This is a genomic window from Oerskovia paurometabola, assembly GCF_016907365.1.
Classification (GTDB): domain Bacteria; phylum Actinomycetota; class Actinomycetes; order Actinomycetales; family Cellulomonadaceae; genus Oerskovia; species Oerskovia paurometabola.
Map to the genome: position 1 here is coordinate 3513227 of NZ_JAFBBV010000001.1, position 22145 is coordinate 3535371.

Here is a 22145-nt window from a genome sequence, read left to right on the forward strand (position 1 = left end):
GGGTGCGCCCTACTTCTTGCGGCCGAACCAGCCGCGGCGCTCGGGCTGCGCGGGTGCGGGCGGCGGCGCAGGGACCGGCTCGGGTGCGGCCGCGAGCGACGCGGACAGGCCGCTCAGGCGACCGCGCTCGTCGAACGACACGGTCACCTCGCCGTCGCTCGCCCCCACGAGCGCGGTCTGCTCGTCCTGCCAGCGGATGTCGAGCCCGCGCAGGACCGCGTAGGCCCGCACGGCCCGGCGGTGGTCGGCCACGGCCGTGCTGCCGATCCCCTCCGGGACCACGCGCGCGACCCGCGCGACCGTCGCGGGCGGCAGCTCGAACCGCGGGTGCGTCACGAGGAACCACGCGCACGTGCCGCCTCCCGTCGGCCCGGCGAAGTGCGTGAAGTGACCGGTCACGGCCTTGGCCGCGAGCGCGAGCCGGTACGGGACGGCGTCCGTCAGGAGGATCTCCGGCGTGCTCAGCTCGAAGATGCCGCCCGTGACCCCGCGCTGGTGCACGTGCTCGGCCGCCGCGACGACGCCCTCCGGGAAGTGGTTCACGTTGTGCCAGCCCCACAACCAGCTCTGCGTCGCGGGTGCCGCCGTGCCCAGGAAGTGCGCCCCGCACACGAGCGGGACCTCGCTGTGGAACGTGAGCGTGCCGGCCTCCAGGTCCGCGTCCCACGCGGACTCACCGCCCAGGTCGGCGAAGTGCGCCTGGTGCTCGGCGGACAGGATCACGGCGCGGTCGACGAGGTCCTGGAGGGTGGGCGCCGGGTTCGTCTGCGACATCCTGACAGCACACCACCGACGGGCGCGCAGCGCGCGGCGAAACGGACAGATCGCCGCCGCTCGCGGCGGGATTCACCCTGGGCGGAAACCGACGGCGCTCCGAACCCTCAGGCGGCGAGCAGCAGGACCGTCGTCGTGGGCGTGCCGCTCGTCACCGAACGGGCCGGTGGCGCGGACCGCCGCGGCGACGCGGCGAGCGCATGCAGCTCGCGCACGGCCCGCGGCTGCGAGGAGAGGCTGCGGCGCTCGGCGCCCGCCCGGCGGCTCGCCTCGGCGTCGAACTCGTCCTGGCTGCGCGCCAGGAGGTCCACCACACGCAGGCCCAGAGCGCGGCAGATCGCGGCCAGGACCTCGGACGACGCCTCCTTGCGACCGCGCTCGACCTCCGACAGGTACGCCGTCGAGACCTGCGCCGCGAGGGCGACGTCGAGGAGCGTGCGCGCCTGCTCGGTGCGCTCGGCACGCAGGATCCCACCGACGACGTGCCGCAGCAACGGCTCGGCGGTCCGGCGCTCGAAGAGCACCACCTGGCCTGCGGCTGCCATCGCGTGCTCCCTCGTCGCGGGTCGTGGGGCGCGGGTGCGCCGTCCCCTCAACCTAGCGCCGCCCCGGGCGGACAACGCCCGCAGAAGTGGCCCGTCTGCTGCTGGCGTAACGTGGGAACGGCTCCGAGGAGACCTTCGCGAGAGGCGGCCCACCGATGTTCCGCACGCTCTTCCCCATCCTCACCACGACCGACCTCGACCGGTCGCTCGTCTTCTACCGCGACCTGCTTCGCGGCACGGTCACCTACCAGTTCCCCGACGACGGACCACCCGTGTACGTCTCGGTCGCCGTGGGCGACGCGTCGCTGGGGATCGGGGTCGACCGCGAGAGCACCGACGTCGGCCACGCGCACCTGTGGGTCACGGTCGACGACTGCGACCAGGCCGTCTCCCACCTGGCCGCGGCGGGGGTCGTCGTGGTGTCCCCGCCCGCGGACCAGCCGTGGGGCGAACGCGTCGCCCGCGTGCTGGACCCCGACGGGAACCAGGTGTCGCTCGGGCAGGAGGCCGCCGAGGACCCCGAGCCGGACGGGCCGACGGGGTTGTCGTAGCGCCCCCGCGTCGCGGTGCCCCCACTGGGACTCGAACCCAGACTGCGCCGATTTTAAGTCGGATGCCTCTGCCGATTGGGCTATGGGGGCCGGGGGTGAGGATATCCCGGCGGAGGTCGGGCGGACAGGCGGGACCAGGATGCCGGTCCCCGTCTTCGACGCTCGGGACGGTGACCCGGGCCGCTACCGCGACCCGGCCAGCGCCCAGCGGATCGCCTTCGTGACCGTGCGGCCGCCGGACCGCACCAGCACCGACTCACCCCGCACCGGCCATCGCACCGGGATCATGCGCCGCGACCACGGGGGCAGCGACGCGACCGAGGCCGCCCCCAGCGCCGCGTACGGGCCCCGGGCGAGGAATGGCAGAGGGGGCTCGGACAGGAGGAAGCGAGCGACGTCGTCGGACTCGGAGGTCCTCGCGAGCTGCGGGCGGAACTCCTCGAAGGCCCTCGCCAGCTCGGCACGCGAGCGCGGCGGGTCCACGGCCCCGAGCCGGTCCGCGATCGTCGCGGCCTGGGCCAGGTACTCGTCGCAGCCCGCGGCATCGAGCGGGCGCTCGCCGTAGCGCTGGTGCGCGGCGAGGAAGCTGTCGGCCTCGGCGACGTGGACCCAGCGCAGCAGCCACGGGTCGTCGGCCGCGTACGGGCGCCCGTCGGAGGCCGTGCCGCGCACGCGGACATGCACCGAACGGACGACGTCGATCGCCTGCTGAGCGTGCTCGACCGTCCCGAACGTCGTGACCGCGAGGAACGTGCTCGTGCGGGCCAGACGCCCCCACGGGTCGCCCCGGTACCCGGAGTGCGCCGCGACCGCGGCCATCGCGAGCGGGTGCAACGACTGGAGAAGCAGCGCACGCAGGCCGCCCACGAACATCGACGCGTCGCCGTGCACGCGCGCGATCGCCGAGTCGGGCGGGAACCAGCGCGGGCCCGGGGTGTCGTGGATGCGGGAGCGCTCGGCCGGGCCGTCCGGGCCCGCCACACGTTCGAACAGGACTCGGCCTGCACGGGACCTCAGGTCGTCGACCACGCGAGTGCTCACCCGACCATTGTGCGCCGCGATGGATTCACGTGAAACGGGTGGCCCGGTCCGAGACGGGTGCCCAGGACAGCGGCCGGAGCACCCGTCTCGGCCCGAACCACCCGTCTCGCGGCTACCGGCCGCCCCGGGGGCGCAGCAGAAAGCCGTGAGGGCGGTCCCACCAGGGACCGCCCTCACGGCGTGTGCAGAGCTGCGAGCAGGCTCAGGCCTTGGTCGCGGCCTTCTTGGTCGCCTTCTTCGCGGGCCCGTGACCCTCACCGGCAGCGGCGGCCTCGGCCGGAGCCGCCTTGGCGCCGGCCTCTGCCCCGCCGTTCTCGGCCTCGGCGGCCGACGACACGGCCTGCTGCTTCACGGGCTCGCCCGCACCCTTGGGCGGCACGGACGCCTGGCGGAACTCCGCGCGCGGGTCGTGCAGCGAACCGAGCGAGACGAGCTCGCGGCCCATGAGGAACTGGCCCATCCAGCCGATCGCGATGCGGATCTTGCGGTTGCCCGTGGGCATCGCCATCACGTGGTAGCTGCGGTGCATGGCCCAGGCCAGGAAGCCCTTGAGCTTGAAGATGCCGAACAGCTCCGCGACGCCCTTGTACAGGCCGAGCGAGGCGACCGTACCGACGCTCTTGTGCTTGTACTCGACGGGCTCGTCGCTGTGCAGGATCGCGACCAGGTTGTCGGCGAGGCGCGTGGCCTCGCGGATCGCGTGCTGCGCGTTCGGCGGGCAGAACTTGCCGGGGTTCAGCAGGTCCGGGACGGCGGCGCAGTCGCCTGCGGCCCAGGCGTCGGGGATGACGTTGCCGTCCTCGTCCGCGACCTGGAGCGTCGGGAGCACGATCACGCGGCCGAGCTTGTCGACGGGCAGGTCCGAGCTCTCCTTGAGGACCGGGTTCGCCTTGACGCCCGCGGTCCACACGATGGTGTCGGTGTCGAACTCGACGCCCGTCGAGGTCACGACGTGGCCGTCGACGCACGACGACAGGAACGTGTTGAGGTGGAACTCGATGCCGCGCTTCTTGAGCTCCTCGAGCGCGTACAGACCCATGGGCTCGGAGACCTCGGGCAGGATGCGACCCGAGCCCTCGATCATCACGAAGCGCAGGTCCTCGGGCTCGATCGTCGGGTAGTTGCGGGTCGCGTAGCGCGCCATGTCCTCGATCTCGGCGATCGCCTCCATGCCCGCGAACCCGCCACCGATGAACGCGAACGTGAGCATGCGCTTGCGCAGCTCCTGGTCCCAGGTGGACGACGCGACGTCCATCCGGTTGATGACGTGGTTGCGGACCGCGATGGCCTCTTCGACGTTCTTGAAGCCGATCGCGTTCTCCGCGAGGCCCGGGATGGGCAGCGTGCGCGAGACGGAGCCGAGGCCGACGATCAGGTGGTCGTAGGAGACCGAGTAGTCGTCGCCCTCCTCCGGGTGGATCGTGATGCTGCGGCCGGCGTGGTTGATCTCCACGACCTTGCCCTGCAGCACGTCGACGCCCTTGAGGGCGCGGCGGTGAGGGGCGACGACGTCGCGCGCGTCGATCGAGCCCGCGGCGGCCTCCGGCAGGAAGGGCGCGTACGTCATGTACGGGCGCGGGTCGACGACCACGATGGCCGCCTCGCGCTTGCCGAGCTTCTTGCGGAGACGGCGCGCCGAGTACAGACCGACAGAGCCGCCACCCAGGACGATGATGCGAGGGACCTTGCGGGGACGCGGCGAGGCAGCGACGTCCGCGTTCTGGGCAGGGGTGACCGAGGTCAGGTCATTCTGAGGCATGAAACCAGAGTATTACTGTCTTCAACTTCTTGGTGAACATCTGTCCGATTGGTGAGCGTGACAACCTTCACAAGCGCCCGGGAGGCCGCCCTTTTGGGGTGTTGCTGCGGTTTCGGAAGGTGCTGGCCCGAGGTCGGCCAGGCAAGCGGCGAAGGTTGCCTGACCGGCCTCGGGTGAGGTACGGGGAGTCATCCGCCCGACGGCGCAGCTCCCGTCGAGGCTTCGAGCACCGGCGCTCCGGTGGCCGGGGAGCGCGTCCCCGGCACGCGGGCGGAGGGTGCGGTGGTCCCGTCGACCGACTGGTCCGCGGGCCCCTCGCCGCCCGTCGGAGCCTGCGGGGTGGCGGGCGCCCCTGGGTCGGCCGGGGACGTTCCGGCATCAGGGGCGGTGCCGGGAGCGGGGGCCGACGCGCTGCCGCTCGTCGAGGGCACCAGGAGCGGCTGCGCCTGGAGGAACGGTGACGGCATGGACCGGGGCTGCTCACCCTCGAGCGGGACCGGCCGCTCGGAGCCGTCCCACTCGACCGCGTCCTCGGGCAGACCGCGCAACGGGTAGACGTTCCAGCGCTCACGACCGTCGGTCGAGAACGACGGCTGGAAGTACCACCCCTGCTCGAAGTCGGGGAGCGTCCACGGCTGGGTGGCGTCCTCGGCAGTGATCGTCCGCACGGCCCGGCCCTGGTCGTCGAAGATCTGGACGTCCTCGAGGGCGCGCCCGCTCGCGTCGTACACGAACAGGTTGCTCACGGGCGAGCCGTCGACGAAGACCCCGCTGTCGCCGTACCCGGCGCGTACGCCGCTCGCACCGAAGATGCCGGACGAGCTGTCCCGGACGCCGTCGTCGTAGCCCAGCTGGTACGACGCCGAGGAGCCCGCCGGCAGCCCGTTGAGCTCGGCGTTGGTCCCGAAGGCCGCACTCACGAAGAACGGCACGGCCACGAGGACCGCGAGGACGTCGACCGCCCTGCGCAAGGGGCGCATGCCGCGCCAGCGCAGCCACCGGCCACGGCCCCACTGCACGCTCACGACGATCGCGAGCACCAGCAGGATCCGCCAGTAGGTCGCCTGCGGCACGAGCTCGAAGCTCTGCGGCCGGTGGAACCCGGAGTAGGCGACGAGCACCACGACCCACGGCCGCAGCACCCACCACGCGGGCCGCAGCACCGCGGCGAACTCGAGGAACGCAGACCACTGCGCGGAGGAGGTCAGGGGGGCCCACAGGGACCTCCACTCCGACATGAACCGCCTGCCGTCCGCGGCCAGGCGGTCCCCCGGGCTGCGCCGCGGCCGAGGTCCCGGAGCGGCAGGATCCAGGCCCGCGGCGGAACGGAGCTCGGCCGCGTACCCGGCGGCCGGACCGAAGCGCGCGGCGACGTCGAGGAGGGTGGTCGCTCCGCCGTCGGGCAGGTCGCCTCCCTCCGGGAGCGGACGCAGCGCGCCCGGCATGTCGGCGAGCGCCTCCGCGAGGTCCGCCTCGAGGCCGTCGGTGAGGTCGTCGACCTGCTCGGGCGACAGGTCGGCGAGGTGCACGCGGACGTCCGCGGCGTAGCGGCGGACCTGGTCGAGGATCACGGCCTCGGGGCTCAGGGTCATGGACATCATGCGGCTCCTTCCGAGGTCTTGAGGAGGCCGGTCAGCGTGCCGGAGAACTCCTGCCACTCCTTGCGCTGGGTGTCGAGCATGGCCCGGCCCTGCGCGTTGATGCCGTAGTACTTGCGGTGCGGGCCCTCGTCCGAGGGGACGACGTAGCTCGTGAGCATCCCGCCCGCGTACAGGCGGCGTAGCGTGCCGTAGACCGACGCGTCCCCCACCTCCTCGAGACCTGCGGCCCGCAGGCGCCTCACGACGTCGTACCCGTACCCGTCCTCGTCCGCGACGACGGCGAGGACCGCCGCGTCGAGGACGCCTTTCAACAGCTGTGTGGTGTCCACCCTGACTCCCTGCTCGCCCGACTCCTGTGCGGCAGACACTACTACGCAACCCGCACTACCGGACAGAGTGAACTACCGCGTGTCGCACACCTACCGACCCGCATCCGCCGAGCCGCTCCCGCCCATCCGCGGCCGCGGCCGCCGAGAAGTGAGTAGACGCCCCTGGATAGCTCGATCCAGGGGCGTCTACTCACTTCTCGGCGGGACAGGGTGCGCGTCCACAGAGTGCGCCCCGGACACCCGTGTCCACAGATCGCCCGCTCCAGCCCCCTCACCCGCCCGCAGCGCGGCACAGTGCCCGCATGCGCACCGACGAACCGTTCACCGTGGCCGAGGGCCGGGCCTCCGGACTCTCCCCGAAGATGCTGCGCCACCCACGCCTCGCGATCCCCACCCGAGGCCTGCGCGTCGCGGCAGAGCATGCCGACGTGCTCTCCGTCCGGGCCGCCGCCGTGATGCGATCCGCGCCCGTGGGCTCGGCGATCAGTCACGGCAGCGCACTCCGCCTTCACGGCGTCGACCTCCCCTGGCAGGTCGCACGCGACGACCGTGTGCACCTGAGCGTCCCCAGCAGAGCCGTCGTCCCGCGTCGCACCGGATACGTGGCCCACACGCACGACGCCGACCTGCTGCCGGTGCGGCACCTGGACGGGCTGCTGGTCGTCACCCCCGAGCACGCGTGGCGACAGCTCGCCGGAACCCTGCCTCTCGACGAGCTCGTGGTTCTCGGGGACTCGCTGCTGCGCCGCAAGTCCCCGGCCTCGACGCTCGGGCAGCTGCGGGAGACCGTGCGCGGCACGCCGGCTGGTGCACGCGGAGTCGCACGGATGCGGACCGCCCTCGACGACCTCCGCACCGGGACCGACTCGCCCATGGAGACGCGAACCCGACTCGTGCTCGTCCGCGCGGGCCTGCCGTGCCCGCAGGTCAACGTCCCGGTCCTCGACGAGGACGGCCGTTTCGTCGCCCTGCCTGACATGGTCTACGTCGCCGAGAGGGTCGCGATCGAGTACGACGGCGACGTGCACCGCACCGACGCCCGGACCTGGCGCCGGGACGTCGCGAAGAGGCAGTGGCTCGAGGACCTCGGGTGGCGGACCGTGGTCGCCACGGCCGACGACGTCTACCGCCACCCGGCGCGCCTCGTGGCGCGCGTTGCCGCGCTGCTCCGGTCTCGCACAGTCCCTGGCCCCGCCGAGAAGTGAGTTGGCGCCCCTGGATCGTGCGATCCAGGGGCGCCAACTCACTTCTCGGCGGAGGAGATCACGCGATCGACAGCGCGATCCCGTCCAGGATGTCGTGCTCGCTCGTCACGACCGACGTGAGCTCGCCGCCCGCGGCCGCGACGTCGTCACGCACCCGGCGCACGACCTCGGCCCACACGAGCGCGCCCGCACCGATCACGTCGATACGGCCCGGGTGCATGAAGCCCAGCGCCTCGCGCTCGGCGCGCGTGCGGCCCAGCAGGTCCTCGCACGCGGCGAGCGTCTGGTCGACCGTCAGCACCGCACCGTCGATCCGGTCGCGGTCGTACCGCTCGAGCCCGAGCGCGTGCGCGGTCACGGTCGTGACGGAGCCCGCGAGCCCCACGAGCGTCGCGGCCTTGCCGAGCGGGACGGTGAGCGACGCCGTGTCGAGCGCGACCCGCACGTCGGCCCGCGCCGCCGCGATCTCCTCGGCCGTCGGCGGGTCCGAGCGCAGGTGACGCTCGGTCATGCGCACGCAGCCCACGTCCATGGACCACGCCGCCTCCGGTGCGTCGGTGCCGAGCACGAGCTCGGTCGACCCTCCCCCGAGGTCCACGACCACGAACGGGCCGGGGTGGTTCGCCGCGACCACGCCCGTCGCGCCACGGAAGGACAGCTCGGCCTCCTCCGTCCCGGACACGACCTCGGGCTCGACGCCCAGGCGGGCCAGGACGCCCTCGACGAACTCGCCACGGTTCTCCGCGTCACGGGTAGCCGACGTCGCCACGAACCGGGTGCGCGTCGCACCGAGATCCTCGATCACCCGGGCGTACTCGGCCGCCTGGTCGAGCGTGCGGGCCAAGGCCTCCGGGGCCAGTCGGCCCGTCCGGTCGACGCCCTGACCGAGGCGCACGACCTCCATGCGACGGTCGAGCTCGGTGAGCACGCCCGTCTCGGGGTCGACGTCGGCGACGAGGAGGCGGATCGAGTTGGTGCCGCAGTCGATCGCGGCGACGCGAGAAGAAGTCATGACATCAAGGGTGCCACCCGCCGGACCCGCGGCGGTCTCGGACGCCGCCCGTGGACGGTCGGCGTCGCGAGCGTCACACCGCGACGGCCGCGAGCCCGCCCGCGGGCCGCCCGCTCAGCAGGTGCAGCGGTCCGCGCGCCAGGTGCCCGAGATCATGACGAGTGCCTCGTCACCCAGCGGGTTCACGCCGGGCCCGGCCGCGAGCGCGTGGCCCACGAGCACGTGCAGACACTTGACCCGCACGGGCATGCCGCCCGCCGAGATGCCCGCGATCTCCTCGACGTGCCCGAGCGACTCGCGCGCCGCGAGGTAGTGCTCGTGCGCGCGGACGTAGGCGGCTGCGAGCTCCCCGTCCTGCGTCAGGCGCTCCGACATCTCCTTCATCACGCCGTTCGCCTCGAGCGTCGAGGCGCCCGCGACCGCGCCGGGGCCCGTCAGGTAGTACGTCGTGGGGAACGGGGTGCCGTCGGGCAGGCGCGGCGCGGTGTGCACGACGAGCGGGCGACCGCACACGCAGCGCGCGGCGATCCCCACGACGCCGCGCGCCGGGCGGCCGAGCTGCTCCTGCAGGACCTCCAGGTCCTCGGGTGTGACCTCGGGGCGCGAGCGGTCCGCCTCGGGGACGGCCGGGGCGTCGGCGCTGCGCGCGGGACCGCGATCGGTCACCGGTGCCGCGTCACGGGCTACGGCGTCGGCTGCGCCACCGTGGTCCACGGAGTCCGGGGCGGAGGAGGTCGAGTCGTTCACGAGAAGTTTCCGATCTGCGGCGTGCGGTGCTGGTCCGGCGTCGGGAGCCGACGCCCTCCCATTGTCCCCGGTCGAGCGGCCGGATCGGCAATCGGCCCTCACCGGGACGCTCGAAGGACCTGAGGGCGTGGCGGACCTGGCCGAGCCCGTCGCGCGGACCATGGCTGCCGGCACGCTCGCCGAGCGGGTGCGGCACGGCGCCTACGGTGTCGGGGCGTCCGTGGCCGGAGGCCCGTCGCTCCCCTGCTCGACCGGCGAGTCGCCGGGAGCCGGCTGCTCCCCCGCGAGCTGCACGGACCGCCACAGCGAGGTGTACCAGGGCGCGCCGTCGTTCCCCTCGACCCCGACAGGACCGTCCGTGATCTTCCGTCCCGTCTCGGGATCGAGGTCGTCGACCACCGTGTCCGGGTCGATGACCCGCCACGCACGCTCGCCCGGCATCACATAGCTCAACCGGTCGCGCGCCTGGGCGATCACGTACGCCTCGTCGTCCCAGCGGCCGAGCTGGACCTGGAGGTCGTCGCGCTCGGCCTCCGCGGCCGCGACCTCGGCCCGCAGCGCGCGCAGCTCGCCCGTCTGGTTCACGTAGGCGCGCAAGGTCGGCAGGAGCAGGACGACCGCGAGGAGCACGACGACGGCGATCACGAGCGAACGGACCGTCACGACCTCGGGCAGCAGGAGGCCGTTGCGGCTGCGTCGACGGTCCGCGAGCGCCGGGGCCCGTGTCGAGGCGGTCGGTCGCGGGGTCCGCGGGGTCCGCGCCGTGCGTGCCGCGCGCGTCGTCGTGGAGGTCGAGGACTTCGAGGAACCACCCGACCGGCCGCCCGTGCCTGAGCCTCCCGAGGTGGCCGACGGCTTGCGCGGCGCTGCGGGCTTGCGTCCCGCGCCGGTCGCGGGCCCCGAGCCCTTGGCAGTGCTCGCGTCCTTGCTCGCCCCCTTCGCGGGACCGGCCTTCGGGGCACCCGTGCCGGCCCCGGACCTGCTGGACGTGCCCGCGTCGGAGCGCGACGTCGTCGGGCCGGAGGTGCCCCGTGCGCGGCCCGTCGACGAACGACCGTCGCCGCGTGCGCCTCCGCCTCCGCGCCCGCCGCCCGGGCGCGGCGACGCGCCGGGCGTGGACGGACGACGGTTCGTGGGCATGGAGCCGATTGTGCCGTCCCCCGCAGCCGCTCGGGCGCAGGGTCCACGGCGTGCCGGGGCAACGTGGCCGGATCCACACCAAGCGTTCACAACCAGAGCCGTCCTCGACGGCCTCGACGGCACAGCACGGACGCCCGGTGGTTCCGAGGAACCACCGGGCGTCCGGGTGCCGCGCGACGGCCGGACCGGGGTCAGGCCGTGCTCAGCGGGAGAGCGTCAGCTCACGCCTTCCAGCGCGGGAACGCCGAGGCGCCGGCGTAGCGGCCCGCGTCGTCCAGGGCCTCCTCGATGCGCAGGAGCTGGTTGTACTTGTTGATGCGCTCGCCACGGGCGGGAGCACCGGTCTTGATCTGGCCGGCGTTGACGGCGACGGACAGGTCCGCGATCGTCGTGTCCTCGGTCTCGCCCGAACGGTGCGAGACCATCGCGGTGAAGCCGTTGCGCTGGGCGAGCTCGACGGCGTCGAGCGTCTCCGAGAGCGTGCCGATCTGGTTCAGCTTCACGAGCAGCGAGTTCGCCGACTTGAGCTCGATGCCCTTGGCGAGACGCTCCGGGTTGGTGACGAACAGGTCGTCGCCGACGATCTGCACCTTGTCGCCGACCTCGGACACGAGCTGCGACCAGGCGCTCCACTCGTCCTCGGACAGCGGGTCCTCGATCGAGACCAGCGGGTAGTCCGCCACGAGCTGCTTGTAGTAGGCGATGATCTCGTCCGAGCTCGTCGCCTTGCCCTCGAACTGGTACGCGCCGTCCTTGAAGAACTCGGTCGCGGCGACGTCGAGCGCGAGGCCCACGTCGACGCCCGGCTTGAAGCCGGCCTGCTCGATCGCGACGAGGATCAGGTCGAGCGCGTCGCGGTTGCTCGGCAGGTTGGGGGCGAAGCCGCCCTCGTCGCCGAGGCCCGTCGCGAGGCCCTTGCTCTTGAGCACGGACTTCAGGGAGTGGTAGACCTCTGCACCGGTGCGCAGCGCCTCACGGAAGGACGTGGCGCCGATCGGGGCGACCATGAACTCCTGGATGTCGACGTTGGAGTCGGCGTGCGACCCACCGTTGAGGATGTTCATCATCGGGACGGGCAGGACGTGCGCGTTCGGGCCACCGACGTAGCGGTACAGGTCCAGGCCCGAGCTCTTCGCGGCGGCCTTCGCGACCGCGAGCGAGACACCGAGGATGGCGTTCGCGCCGAGCTTGCCCTTGTTCGGCGTGCCGTCGAGCTCGATCAGCGCCTGGTCGATGAGGCGCTGGTCCTCGGCCTCGAAGCCGAGCAGCTCGGGGGCGATCTCGTCGATGACGGCGTTGACCGCGCCCTCGACACCCTTGCCCAGGTAGCGGGACTTGTCGCCGTCACGACGCTCGACGGCCTCGAAAGCGCCGGTCGAGGCGCCCGAGGGGACGCCTGCGCGGGCAAAGGTACCGTCGTCGAGCACGACCTCGACCTCGACGGTGGGGTTTCCGCGCGAGTCGAGAATCTCGCGTGCTCCAACGGCTTCGATGCTTGCCACGGTTGCTCCTTCAGCTGCTTCCAGGTCCGGAGCGCAGGGCAGGCGACGATGGCGGTCGGGCGCGTCCGGGGTTGTCGCAACCCAGCCTAGTGGTCGGGAACACATAGTGCTTCGGGCGTCGCCTCGTGGACACGATCGCCCGCATGTCGGCCGTACGTGGGCGCCGGGCTCGCCGAGGGTGACGTGTGCACCCGCCGGGGGTGACAGGTCGGGACGCCGACGGTGACCCGACGCGGTGCCGAGGGTGAGGCCGAGGGTGAGGCCGAGGGTGACGCTCGGGTCACCCCCGGCGGGCGTGCCCGTCACCCTCGGCGGAGACGATCGCCCGCTCGACCTCGCGCAGCGCGACCCGCAGCGCCGTCTCGGCGTCCACCCCGTCGGCCTGGGCGCGGCGCACGACCTCGAGCAGCTCGTGCCCGTACGCCCGTTCCGCGTCGCCCGGCGTGCCCGACGGCGCCGCTCCCCTCCGGTCCTCCGCCTCGCCCGGGGCGACGGGAGGGACCGACGCGACGACCGCCGTCGGGCCGGTACCCGCGACGACCTCCCCCAGCCCGGCGCGCTGCGCGCGGGACAGGACCTTCTGGGCGCGGGCGAGCGCACCCTGCGCGAGCGGGATGCCCTCGAGGACGGAATCGCGCTGCTTCTCCTGCTGCTTGATCTCGTCCCACTGCGCATACAGGGCCGCGTGGCCGTCACCCGTGGTGACCGCGGTGTCCGCGAACACGTGCGGGTGACGCCTGACGAGCTTGGCGACGAGGTCGGCCGCGACGTCGTCGACCGTGAACGGGGCGACCGGGTCCTCGCTCGCGATGCGCGCGTGGAACAGGACCTGGAGCAGCAGGTCCCCCAGCTCCTCGCGCATGCCCGCACGGTCGCCCGTCTCGATGGCCTCGGCGAGCTCGTGCGCCTCCTCGAGCAGGTAGCGGACCAGGGTCTCGTGCGTCTGCTCGCGGTCCCACGGGCACCCGCCGGCCGAGTAGAGCCTGTCCATGACGGCGACGGACTCGCGCAGGGGGTCGACGGGACCGGGGTGGTTCGGCTCGCTCGTGGTCATGCGCCCATCGTAGGGAGGCGGACCGGAGGGCCCCTGGACGGGAGCCCTCCGGTCTGTTGCCTGGCGGTCTGCTGCCCGGCAGTGCGGGGGCCAGCGGCGCCGGAGGGCCGGCTACCTCCAGGTGTCGGTGAGGGTCACGGCCCCGTTCGGTCCGACGGTCGCCGTGCGGTTGGCGCCGCTCTCCCAGACCACGGTGCCCGCGCCGTCCTTCTTGACGTACTTGTACTCGAAGGTGGTGCCGGCGGGCAGGTCGAGCACGACCTTCCACACGGGGTACGTCGCGGAGGACAGGGGCTTGGCCGCGGCGGGAGCCCACGAGCCGAGGGCGGGGATGCTGCCCACGACGTAGACGTTCTGCCCCAGGACCGTGGTGGCGTCGACCGAGAAGCTCGCGTCGCCGTCGGTCTCCCCGGGGCTGCCCCCGGTCCCCGCGCACGGGTCGCCCGAGGTGACGACGCCGCCCGAGACCTGGACGTGCTGCCCCGTGAGGCTGAAGTCCTTGCCGTCGTTGTTGTCCCAGGTGCCCGAGCCGTTGGTGAACGCGGCGGTGATGGTCGCCCCGTTCGCGGGGACCTGGCGCGAGACCCAGCCCGTGCAGGCTGTGGTCATGTCGACCCCGGGGGCCGTGGTCCAGGCGCCCGCACCGACCTTGTAGTGGACCTTGTACGCGTTCCACCCCTTCGAGGTCGAGTAGTAGACCGTGGTGGCGGTGGTGGTCGGGCAGTCGACCGTGCACGGCGTGCCACCGGTCTTGCCGACGTGCAGCGCGAGCGCGCCGTACGCGGGGACCGTCGCGCTGAACGTGCCCGACGCGCTCACGGTTCGGGTCACGGAGCAGTCCTTGGCGGCCACGACGTCGCAGTAGGTGCCCGCGGGCAGCGACGACTGGTAGGTACGCGTCACGGCGGAGGCCGTGTTGTTGATCGCCACGTAGCCCTTGGCCCCGCGGCCGAACGCGATGTTGTTGTTGCCGTCGTCCCACCATTTCGTCACGGACGTGCCCTCGACCGTGTTGTGGAAGCCGACCATGCCGGCGATCTCGGTCCAGCGCTGCGTGCAGGTCCAGGCGCTGTTCGAGCAGCTCGCGTCGGGGACCGAGGCGCTGGTGGCGCCGGGAGCGCCGGCGTCCTTGTCGGTCCACGTGTAGCCGGTGTAGACCGCGGGCGAGCCGTAGGGCCAGGAGAGCATGAACGCGTTGGCGAGCTTGTACTTGGCGCCCCACTTGTAGCTCATGGTCTCGCCGTTGCGCTCGGTGTCGTGGTTGTCGACGAAGACCCCGGCACGGTCGGAGGTGAGCAGCCCGTTGCCGATCTCGTCGAGGCTCGCGATGCTGCCATCGAAGCGGCTCTTGAGGGTGCGGGCGTAGTTGAACTCGTGCGAGTCGCCGCTGCCCAGGTACTCGGCGGGCTGGACGGGCTCTCCCCCGGCCCCGATGACCTCGTGGACCCAGTAGACGCTCGGGTTGGTCAGCTTGGCCTTGATGGCCTCGAGGTCGGCGGCGGGGATGTGCTTGGCCGCGTCGATGCGGAAGCCCGCGACGCCCAGGCCGAGCAGGTCGTTCATGTAGCCCGCGATCTTGCCGCGCACGTAGTCGGAGGACGTCCGCAGGTCCTGGAGCGAGACGAGGCGGCAGTTCTGGACGTTGTACCGGTCGCCGTAGTTGGTGATGTCGGCGCGGCAGTCGTTGAAGTCGTTCGCCCCGTACGGGACCCCGGGGAAGCTGTCGACCGAGTAGCCGGTCCCGCCGGTTCCCGTGCCGGACCCGGTGTCGGCACCTGCCGTGTGGTTGACGACCGCGTCCACCACGATGCCGACGCCCGCCGTCCTGCAGGTGTTGACCATGTTCTGGAACTCGGCACGGTTGCCGAGCTTGGACTCGATCTTGTAGCTCACGGGCTGGTAGGAGGTCCACCAGGCGGTGCCCTGGATGTGCTCCTGGGGCGGGGAGACCTGGACGTAGCCGAACCCGGCGGGCCCGATCGTGCTCGTGCACTCGGCGGCGACAGCGTCCCAGGTCCACTGGAACATGTTGAGGACGACGTTCCCGCGGCCGTTCTCGGACGCGACCACGGGGGAGGGCGTGGGCGCCTTGGCCGCGGCGGGCACGGCCCCGGCGACGAGCCCCGACGTGACCACGGCGAGCGCCGTGAGCCCGGCGAGAAGTCTGCGCCGCGGCTTCGTGCGGACCGGTCTGGTTGTTCGGCTGAGCATCATTGCTGCGTTCTCCGTTTCGGTGCTGCGCACAGCCCCGCATCGGCGCGTGGCTGCCCGTCCTTCGCCCCGGCGTCGGCGCCGGCACGTCTACCGCTTCCCCTGCCATCGCTCCGGTCCGATCGACCGGCCGAGCCCACTCCCCTGCCACTTTGCAGAGATTTGCGGGTTCTTGCTGAAAGATTACACAGACGGATGGGACGTGTCAGCCCTTTCGGACACGCAAGAAGGTTGCAGGTCGCTCACGGCAGCGTCGGCACCGCCGCGAGCAGCTCGCGCGTGTACGCGGCGGCCGGACGGGTCAGCACCTGGCGCGTGGGGCCGGCCTCGACGACCTCTCCCCCGCGCAGCACCACGGTCTCCTCGCACAGCTGCCCGACGATCGCCATGTCGTGGCTGACCAGGACGAGCGTGAGCCCCAGCTCGCTCTGGAGCCGGCGGAGCAGGTCCATGACCTGCTCGCGGACCGACACGTCGAGCGCACTCACGGGCTCGTCGCCCACCAGGACCGACGGCGAGGGCGCGAGGGCTCGGGCGATCGCGATGCGCTGACGCTGGCCGCCCGAGAACTGGGCCGGGTACTTGGTCCGGGCGTCGGGGTCGAGGCCCACCCACCCCAGCACCTCGTCGACGCGCGCCGACACGTCGCCGCCGATCTTGAGCGAGCGCAGCGGCTCGGCGACGATCCGGGCGACCGTCATGCGCGGGTCGAGCGACGTGCGCGGGTCCTGGAGGACGACCTGGACCTCGCGCCGGTACCGCCGCATGAGCGCTCGGTCCCGGCGGTCCAGGGGCGCGCCGCGGTAGGAGACCGTGCCGCTCGTGGGGCTGTCGAGCCCGAGCAGCAGGCGCAGGAGCGTCGACTTCCCCGCGCCCGACTCCCCCACGATCCCCACGCTGCGCCCCGCACGGACCGCGAGGTCGACGCCCGCGAGCGCCGCCGTCGGAGGCGTGCGGCGCGATCCCCCGAACTCGCGCCACACCCCGTCGAGCGCGACGAACGGTGGGGCGTCACTCCCGGGGTTCCGGTCACCCCCGGCAAGCAGGGCGTCACCCTCGGCGGGCTGGTCGCTCATCGGTCCTCCTGGGTGGTCGGGTGCAGGGTGGTCGGGTGCAGGGTCGGCAGGTGGGTCACGGCGCGCGCGGCGGCGAGCAGCGAGCGCGTGTAGGGGTCCTCGGGCGAGTCGAGGGCGCGGGCCACGGTCGTGGCCTCGACGACCTGCCCGTGCCGCATGACGACGAGGTCGCGCGCGACGCGGGCGACGACCGGCAGGTCGTGCGACACGAACACCAGGGCGGTCCCGGTGCGCTCGATGAGGTCGTCGAGCAGGTCGAGGATCTCGGCCTGGACGGTCACGTCGAGGGCCGTGGTGGGCTCGTCGGCGATGAGCACGTCGGGCTCGCACGCGAGCGCCATGGCGAGGCACGCGCGCTGGCGCTGGCCACCGGAGAGCTGCCAGGGGTAGGACCCGAGGATGCGTTCGGTGTCGTCGAGGCGCACGAGGCGGCACAGGTCGGCGGCGAGCTCGGCGGCCCGTGCGCGCGAGACCTTGCGGTGCAGGCGCAGCGGCCCGGCGATCTGCCGGCCTATCGTCATGAGGGGGTCGAGCGCCGTGAGGGGCTCCTGGAAGACCATCGCGATGCGGGCCCCGCGCACGCGGCGCATGGCCTTCTCCCCGAGGGGCAGCAGGTCGGTCCCGTCGAGCAGGACCTGCCCGGTCGCGGTCATGCCGTCGGGCAGCAGCCCGAGGATCGCGGCCGCGGTGAGCGACTTGCCCGAGCCGGACTCGCCGATCACGCCGAGCCGCTCGCCGGGGGCGACGTGCCAGCTCACGTGGTCGAGCAGCACCCGGCCCGACGACGTCCGTACCGTCAGGTCGCGCACCTCGAGCCCGGTGGTGCTCGTCGCGGGAGCGGTCGTGCGCGTCATCGGTCGCCTCGCAGGCTCGGGTCGGTCCGTTCGCGGATGCCGTCACCCAGGAGGTTCAGGCCGAGCACGGTCCACGCGATGAGCAGCCCGGGCAGGATCGCGCCGAGCGGCTGGACCGCGACGGACTTCTGGGCGGCGCTGAGCAGCCGCCCCCAGGACAGGGCGGTCGGCGAGCCGAGCCCCAGGTAGGACAGCGACGCCTCGGCGAGGATCGCGCCGCCCGCGAGCAGCATGAGCTGCACCAGCAGGGTGGGGGCCACGTTGGGCAGCACGTGGCGCAGGATCGTCCCCCACCATCCGGTGCCCGACGCCGTCGCTGCCGTCACGTAGTCCTCGCGCAGCACGCGCGCGGCGTTGACCCGCGTGACGCGCGCGATCACCGCGGCCCCCGAGATGCCGATCGCGACGACGGCCGAGGTCAGCGACGCACCGCGGACGGTCACGATGAGCATGGCCAGCAGCAGGGTCGGGAAGGCGATCATCAGGTCGATGACGTTGAGGAGCGCGACGTCGGCCCACCGGGTGGTCGCCGCGGCGACCACGCCGATCGCGATGCCCAGCACGCCCGCGATGACGACCGACGCGATCGCCACGGTCATCGCGACCGTGGCCCCGCCCATGAGCTGGCTCAGCAGGTCGCGTCCGAGGCGGTCGGTGCCCGCCCAGAACTGGGCGCTCGGTCCCTCGAGCCGCCCGCCCGTGCCGGCCGCGCCCACGCCCACGTCGTACGGCGTCCAGAAGACCGCGACGACACCGACCACGACGACCAACCCGACCATGACCAGACCCGCGACGAACGACGGGCTGACGCTCCGCCGTCGGGCACGCTTGGCACCACCGTCCCCGGGCGACGGCACGAGCACGCCCTCCTCCCGCGCCGGGGCCATGCGCCCGGATCCTTCGACGACGGGGATCTCCCCGCCCAGGTCGATGCTCATCGTGCGCCTCCGAGGGCAGAACCGGCACGCAGCCGGGGGTCGATGCCGCGCTGGGCGAGGTCGACCAGGAAGTTCGTGACGAGGACCAGGACCGTCAGGCCCAGGACGAGGGCCTGCACGACAGGCAGGTCGCGCCCCGCGACCGACGACACCAGGAGCGTGCCGAGGCCCGGCAGCGCGAAGACGTTCTCCACGACCACGGCCCCCAGCAACGACGTCGCGAGCTCGATGCCGAGGATCGCGACGACCGGGACCGCGCCGTTGCGCAGACCGTGGCGCGCCAGGGCGTGCCACCGGCCGTAGCCGAGGGATCGGGCGGTGCGGACGTAGTCCTGGTCCAGGACGTCGAGCGTCGCCGACCGCACGTAGCGGACCATGACCGACGACATGGCGATCGCCACGGTCGCCACCGGCAGGACGAGCGACCGCACGGCCGCCGCGGGGTCCTCCCAGCCCTGGCGCGGGAACCCGCCGGGCGGCAGGACCCCCGCCTCGAGCGCGAAGACCCACACCAGGATGACGCCGACCCAGAAGACCGGCACCGCGACGCCGAGCTGGGACACGGCCGAGACCGCGACCCCCACGACGCCGCGGCGCTTGACCGCCGCGACCACGCCGAGCGGCACTGACACGAGCACCGAGACCGCGAACGCCGCGAGGCTCAGCGGCAGCGTGATCGGGAGCTTGCTCGCGATCAGCTCCCCCACGGGCAGGCGCGAGACGAACGACGTCCCGGCGCTGCCCGAGAACAGTCCCGCGACCCACTGCCCGTACTGCGTCCACAGGGGCTGGTCGGTGCCGAGGTCGGCACGCAGCTGGTCGAGCTGGTCGCTCGTGGTGCCCACGCCGAGCGACGTGCCCGCGCTGTCCCCCGGCAGGAACCGGAGGACGGCGAAGACCACGACGCTCGCGAGGACCAACGACAGCAGCAGCGTGCCGACGCGCGTCAGGAGGTAGCGGGACATGGGTGCTCGGTCAGCCTTCCCGCACGATGTCGGCGACGTAGAAGCTCTCCGTCACCTGGTTCACCGGGAAGCCCGTGATCTCGGCGCGCGCGACCCGGATCTGCGGGTCGAGGTACAGCCAGGCGCTCGCCGCTTCCTGCCCGATGGTCTCGTTGACCTGGGTCAGCAGGGCCGTCTGCTCGTCGGTCGTGGCCGCCTGGTCGGCGTCCGCGACCCACTGCTGGACGTCCTTGTTGTCGTAGCCCCAGTAGAAGTCCGGGTTGGCGTACCAGACGACGTCGCGCGGGTTCACGTGGCCCATGAGCGTGGTCTGGAAGTCGTGGTCCGTGTAGATCTTCTGGTACCAGGTCGCGTCGTCGACCGGGTTGAGCGTGAGCGTGACGCCCACGGCCTTCAGGTCCGCCTGGAGGAGCTGGGCGATGGTCTCGGACGGGTCGCCCGCGACGTAGTCGACCGCGATGCTCAGGCCGCTCACGCCGGCCTGCGCGAGCAGGTCCTTCGCGACCTGCGGGTCGTACGCGTGCACGTCGGCCTGGTCGACGAACCACGGGTCGGTCGGCGGGACCATCGAGCCGATGACCTGACCGCGCCCGTCCCACACGGCGTCGAGGATCTTCTCGCGGTCGATCGCCTGGTAGAGCGCCTGGCGGACACGGACGTCGTCGAACGGGGCGACGCGGTCGTTGAACGCCCAGATCTGCTTGGTCGTCGAGGTGCCCTCGGTGATGGTGAACTCGTCGTTCCCCTCGAACTGCAGGAGCTGGTCCGGGGAGTCCTCCGCGATGACCAGGTCGAGGTCGCCGGTCAGGAGCGCGTTGTTGAGCGCGGTCGTGTCCTGGAAGAAGCGGAACGTGACGCCCGAGTTCTTGGCGGGCTCGCCCCAGTAGGCGTCGTTGCGCTCGATCGTGAGGTGGTCGCCCTGCGTCCACTCGACGAAGCGATACGGGCCCGTGCCGTTGTCACTCGTCAGCTCGGTGTCGCCGTCCCGCACGATCGTGACCGACGCGAGGTAGAACGGCAGCGACTGGCTGCGGCGCGACAGGTCGAGCTGGACCGTGGCGTCGTCGGGGGCCGTGATCGCGGAGATGACCGACAGGTCGTTCTTGCGCGCGCTCTTGGACTCGGGCGCGATGGTCTGCGAGATGCTCCACACGACGTCCTGCGCGCTCAGCGCGGACCCGTCGTGGAACGTCACGCCCGGCTGCAGGTGGAACGTGTAGACGAGGCCGTCCTCGGACACGTCCCAGTCCTTCGCGAGCGTCGGGACCACCTCGCCGGCGACGTCGACCGAGGTCAGGCCCTCGAAGACGTTGCGCGTCATGGTCTGCGAGACGCCCGAGCTGCCGCCGACGTTGCGGACCAGTCCGGTGGGCTCGTTGGTCGAGCCGATGACGATCTCGGCGTCAGCGCCTGCCGCGGCGCTGCTGCTCGCGCTGCCGGACCCGCCCGAGCCGCACGCGGCGAGCAGGAGGGTCGTCGCCAGGACCGCGGCGGCTGCCTTGAGGGTTCTCATGGGGGTTCTTCCGTTCCAGGAGGTGCAGCGGGGCTGCACGGGGACCACCCCGCTCCCGCGACCTGGGTCACGGGACGAGGTGGTGAGGGGTTCGTGGAGCGCGGTCGTCCGACCCGTGGCGGGGGCCGGGGCGGCGGAGACCGGGAGGGCTCGGGCGTCACGAGCGCGGCCGACGGTGCGGGGCGCTGCGATCACGGGGCACGACGACGCGTGCGACGGGAGAGCCGGAGGATCAGACCTGTGCGTCAGGGGCGGTCACGTCGGGGAGCACCCGCGACGGACGCCGCCTGTCAGCGGCTGTTCAGAGACAGCGACAACAGCGGGCGGCGCTCGTCGAGCCGTGCCGTCCGGTGCTGGGGGTGCGCGTGGAAGCGCTCAGGTCGAGAAACATGATGCGACAACTATCTCACCGACCATGCGGTATGGATGCGCACGAACGGTGTGGCGGTCGTCACGTCCCCGGTCCCGCTGCTAGGGTCGCCGAGCCGAGCGTGAGCTCGCCTGGGTCGTCGATGGAGCACTCATGCTGCGTGTCACCGTGCCTGTCCGGGTCCTCGTCCGCCGCCTCGCGCTGGCGATCGCGATCCTGGCCGTCCTGCACCTCCTGGCCAACTTCCTCGAGAAGGGCGCCGACCTGCACGGCGGCGTGATCGAGCCGCTCGTCCACTACTTCAGCATGGACGAGGAGGTCAACGTCCCCACCTGGTTCACCGTGGTCCTGCTGGCCTCGACGGGACTCGTGACGGGGGACCTGCTGCACGTCGAGCCCGTCCCGGCGCGACGGTGGGCCTGGGGGCTCATCGCGTTCGTGCTCCTGTACCTGTCGATCGACGAGATGACGAGCTTCCACGAGCACCTGGGCACCTCGCTCGAAGAACATTTCCGTAGCATCGCGGACCTGCCCTTCAACGGCTGGATCGCGTTCTACGGCCCGCTCGCGCTCGTCGTGGCCGCGATCGTCGTCCCGCTCCTGTGGGGACTGCCGAGCAGGTTCCTGCGCCCCATGGCGCTCGCCGGGGTCCTCTACGTGGCCGGTGCCGTCGGCTTCGAGGCGATCGCGGGGCTGCTGGAGGACCAGGGCTTCGACCGGGCGACGTTCGTCGGGCAGCTCGCGGTGCTCGGCGAGGAGAGCCTCGAGATGGTCGCGGTGCTCGTGTTCCTCGTGGCCGTGGTGCGCTACCGCGACGCCCTCGACGGGGGCGTCGCCGCCGTCGAGGGGCGCTCGTCCTCGGCGGGGGCGCCCGACGACGGGACCACACTTCATCCTTGACCCTCTCCCGCCCAGGCGCCCACGATGCAAGAGCGGCCTCTCGACGGGGCCGCGCACC

Annotated in this window: 20 protein-coding genes and 1 tRNA gene; 3 read left to right on the plus strand and 18 right to left on the minus strand. The window is 72.5% G+C overall.

Translation table 11 applies throughout. The features are described 5' to 3' along the window. Nucleotides 1–9 precede the first annotated feature (9 nt). Both JOD48_RS15750 and JOD48_RS19940 read right to left on the minus strand, forming a co-directional pair. Nucleotides 10–774, minus strand: a complete 765-nt coding sequence (locus tag JOD48_RS15750; RefSeq protein WP_204809741.1) for a DUF6882 domain-containing protein — start codon at nucleotides 772–774, stop codon at nucleotides 10–12. A gap of 107 nt (nucleotides 775–881) precedes the next feature. Next, entirely contained in the window at nucleotides 882–1319 is a 438-nt protein-coding gene (locus JOD48_RS19940) for a helix-turn-helix domain-containing protein (protein ID WP_191790973.1), read from the minus strand. A 155-nt stretch (nucleotides 1320–1474) separates the two neighbouring features. Here JOD48_RS19940 and JOD48_RS15760 point away from each other — a divergent pair, with 155 nt between their 5' ends. Continuing rightward, nucleotides 1475–1870, plus strand: a complete 396-nt coding sequence (locus JOD48_RS15760; RefSeq protein WP_191790974.1) for a VOC family protein — start codon at nucleotides 1475–1477, stop codon at nucleotides 1868–1870. 16 nt (nucleotides 1871–1886) lie between these two features. Here the strand turns inward: JOD48_RS15760 and JOD48_RS15765 are convergent. The 5 genes from JOD48_RS15765 to JOD48_RS15785 all read right to left on the minus strand — a co-directional run bounded on the left by JOD48_RS15765 (nucleotide 1887) and on the right by JOD48_RS15785 (nucleotide 6600). Continuing rightward, nucleotides 1887–1960, minus strand: a tRNA-Leu gene (locus tag JOD48_RS15765). A 93-nt stretch (nucleotides 1961–2053) separates the two neighbouring features. Beyond that, the gene (locus tag JOD48_RS15770; protein ID WP_191790975.1) at nucleotides 2054–2911 is read right to left on the minus strand and encodes an oxygenase MpaB family protein; all 858 of its coding nucleotides are present in this window, start codon (nucleotides 2909–2911) and stop codon (nucleotides 2054–2056) included. A gap of 202 nt (nucleotides 2912–3113) precedes the next feature. Next, the gene (locus tag JOD48_RS15775) at nucleotides 3114–4670 is read right to left on the minus strand and encodes an NAD(P)/FAD-dependent oxidoreductase (protein WP_191790977.1); all 1557 of its coding nucleotides are present in this window, start codon (nucleotides 4668–4670) and stop codon (nucleotides 3114–3116) included. 188 nt (nucleotides 4671–4858) lie between these two features. Next, a complete protein-coding gene (locus JOD48_RS15780) occupies nucleotides 4859–6271 on the minus strand; it encodes a hypothetical protein (protein ID WP_204809742.1) in 1413 nt (470 codons plus the stop codon). Then, nucleotides 6268–6600: a PadR family transcriptional regulator gene (locus JOD48_RS15785; protein ID WP_191790979.1), complete on the minus strand. Its 333-nt coding sequence runs from the start codon at nucleotides 6598–6600 to the stop codon at nucleotides 6268–6270. The genes JOD48_RS15780 and JOD48_RS15785 overlap by 4 nt, the downstream gene beginning before the upstream one ends. Before the next feature lie 302 nt (nucleotides 6601–6902). On the opposite strand from JOD48_RS15785, the gene JOD48_RS15790 reads away from it, so the two are divergent. Next, entirely contained in the window at nucleotides 6903–7805 is a 903-nt protein-coding gene (locus JOD48_RS15790; protein WP_204809743.1) for an endonuclease domain-containing protein, read from the plus strand. 58 nt (nucleotides 7806–7863) lie between these two features. Here JOD48_RS15790 and JOD48_RS15795 read toward each other — a convergent pair whose 3' ends face one another. From JOD48_RS15795 to JOD48_RS15845, 11 genes are all read right to left on the minus strand, one after another. After that, entirely contained in the window at nucleotides 7864–8817 is a 954-nt protein-coding gene (locus JOD48_RS15795; protein ID WP_191790981.1) for a Ppx/GppA phosphatase family protein, read from the minus strand. A 114-nt stretch (nucleotides 8818–8931) separates the two neighbouring features. After that, nucleotides 8932–9396: a DUF501 domain-containing protein gene (locus JOD48_RS15800; RefSeq protein ID WP_225227157.1), complete on the minus strand. Its 465-nt coding sequence runs from the start codon at nucleotides 9394–9396 to the stop codon at nucleotides 8932–8934. 369 nt (nucleotides 9397–9765) lie between these two features. Then, nucleotides 9766–10704 (minus strand): FtsB family cell division protein, encoded by a 939-nt coding sequence (locus JOD48_RS19655; RefSeq protein ID WP_239527435.1) that lies wholly within the window; start codon nucleotides 10702–10704, stop codon nucleotides 9766–9768. 221 nt (nucleotides 10705–10925) lie between these two features. Beyond that, nucleotides 10926–12206, minus strand: coding sequence for a phosphopyruvate hydratase (gene eno, locus JOD48_RS15810; RefSeq protein WP_191790982.1), 1281 nt, complete (start codon nucleotides 12204–12206; stop codon nucleotides 10926–10928). 280 nt (nucleotides 12207–12486) lie between these two features. Beyond that, nucleotides 12487–13260 (minus strand): nucleoside triphosphate pyrophosphohydrolase, encoded by a 774-nt coding sequence (locus JOD48_RS15815; protein ID WP_191790983.1) that lies wholly within the window; start codon nucleotides 13258–13260, stop codon nucleotides 12487–12489. Between the two features lie 111 nt (nucleotides 13261–13371). Further along, nucleotides 13372–15474 (minus strand): carbohydrate-binding module family 20 domain-containing protein, encoded by a 2103-nt coding sequence (locus tag JOD48_RS15820; RefSeq protein ID WP_239527440.1) that lies wholly within the window; start codon nucleotides 15472–15474, stop codon nucleotides 13372–13374. A 239-nt stretch (nucleotides 15475–15713) separates the two neighbouring features. After that, the gene (locus tag JOD48_RS15825; RefSeq protein ID WP_204809744.1) at nucleotides 15714–16547 is read right to left on the minus strand and encodes an ABC transporter ATP-binding protein; all 834 of its coding nucleotides are present in this window, start codon (nucleotides 16545–16547) and stop codon (nucleotides 15714–15716) included. Further along, nucleotides 16544–17401 carry an ATP-binding cassette domain-containing protein gene (locus tag JOD48_RS15830; RefSeq protein ID WP_204809745.1) on the minus strand — a complete coding sequence of 286 codons (858 nt, stop codon included), beginning with the start codon at nucleotides 17399–17401 and terminating at the stop codon, nucleotides 16544–16546. Before JOD48_RS15830 ends, JOD48_RS15825 begins: the two co-directional genes overlap by 4 nt. Further along, nucleotides 17398–18339, minus strand: coding sequence for an ABC transporter permease (locus tag JOD48_RS15835; RefSeq protein WP_239527441.1), 942 nt, complete (start codon nucleotides 18337–18339; stop codon nucleotides 17398–17400). The genes JOD48_RS15830 and JOD48_RS15835 overlap by 4 nt, the downstream gene beginning before the upstream one ends. Continuing rightward, nucleotides 18336–19304, minus strand: coding sequence for an ABC transporter permease (locus tag JOD48_RS15840; protein WP_204809746.1), 969 nt, complete (start codon nucleotides 19302–19304; stop codon nucleotides 18336–18338). The genes JOD48_RS15835 and JOD48_RS15840 overlap by 4 nt, the downstream gene beginning before the upstream one ends. 10 nt (nucleotides 19305–19314) lie before the next feature. Continuing rightward, nucleotides 19315–20817: an ABC transporter substrate-binding protein gene (locus tag JOD48_RS15845; protein ID WP_204809747.1), complete on the minus strand. Its 1503-nt coding sequence runs from the start codon at nucleotides 20815–20817 to the stop codon at nucleotides 19315–19317. Nucleotides 20818–21340: 523 nt separating this feature from the next. Between JOD48_RS15845 and JOD48_RS15850 the strand changes: the two genes are divergently transcribed. Continuing rightward, a complete protein-coding gene (locus tag JOD48_RS15850) occupies nucleotides 21341–22087 on the plus strand; it encodes a DUF8692 domain-containing protein (RefSeq protein ID WP_204809748.1) in 747 nt (248 codons plus the stop codon). The last annotated feature ends 58 nt before the right edge of the window (nucleotides 22088–22145 follow it).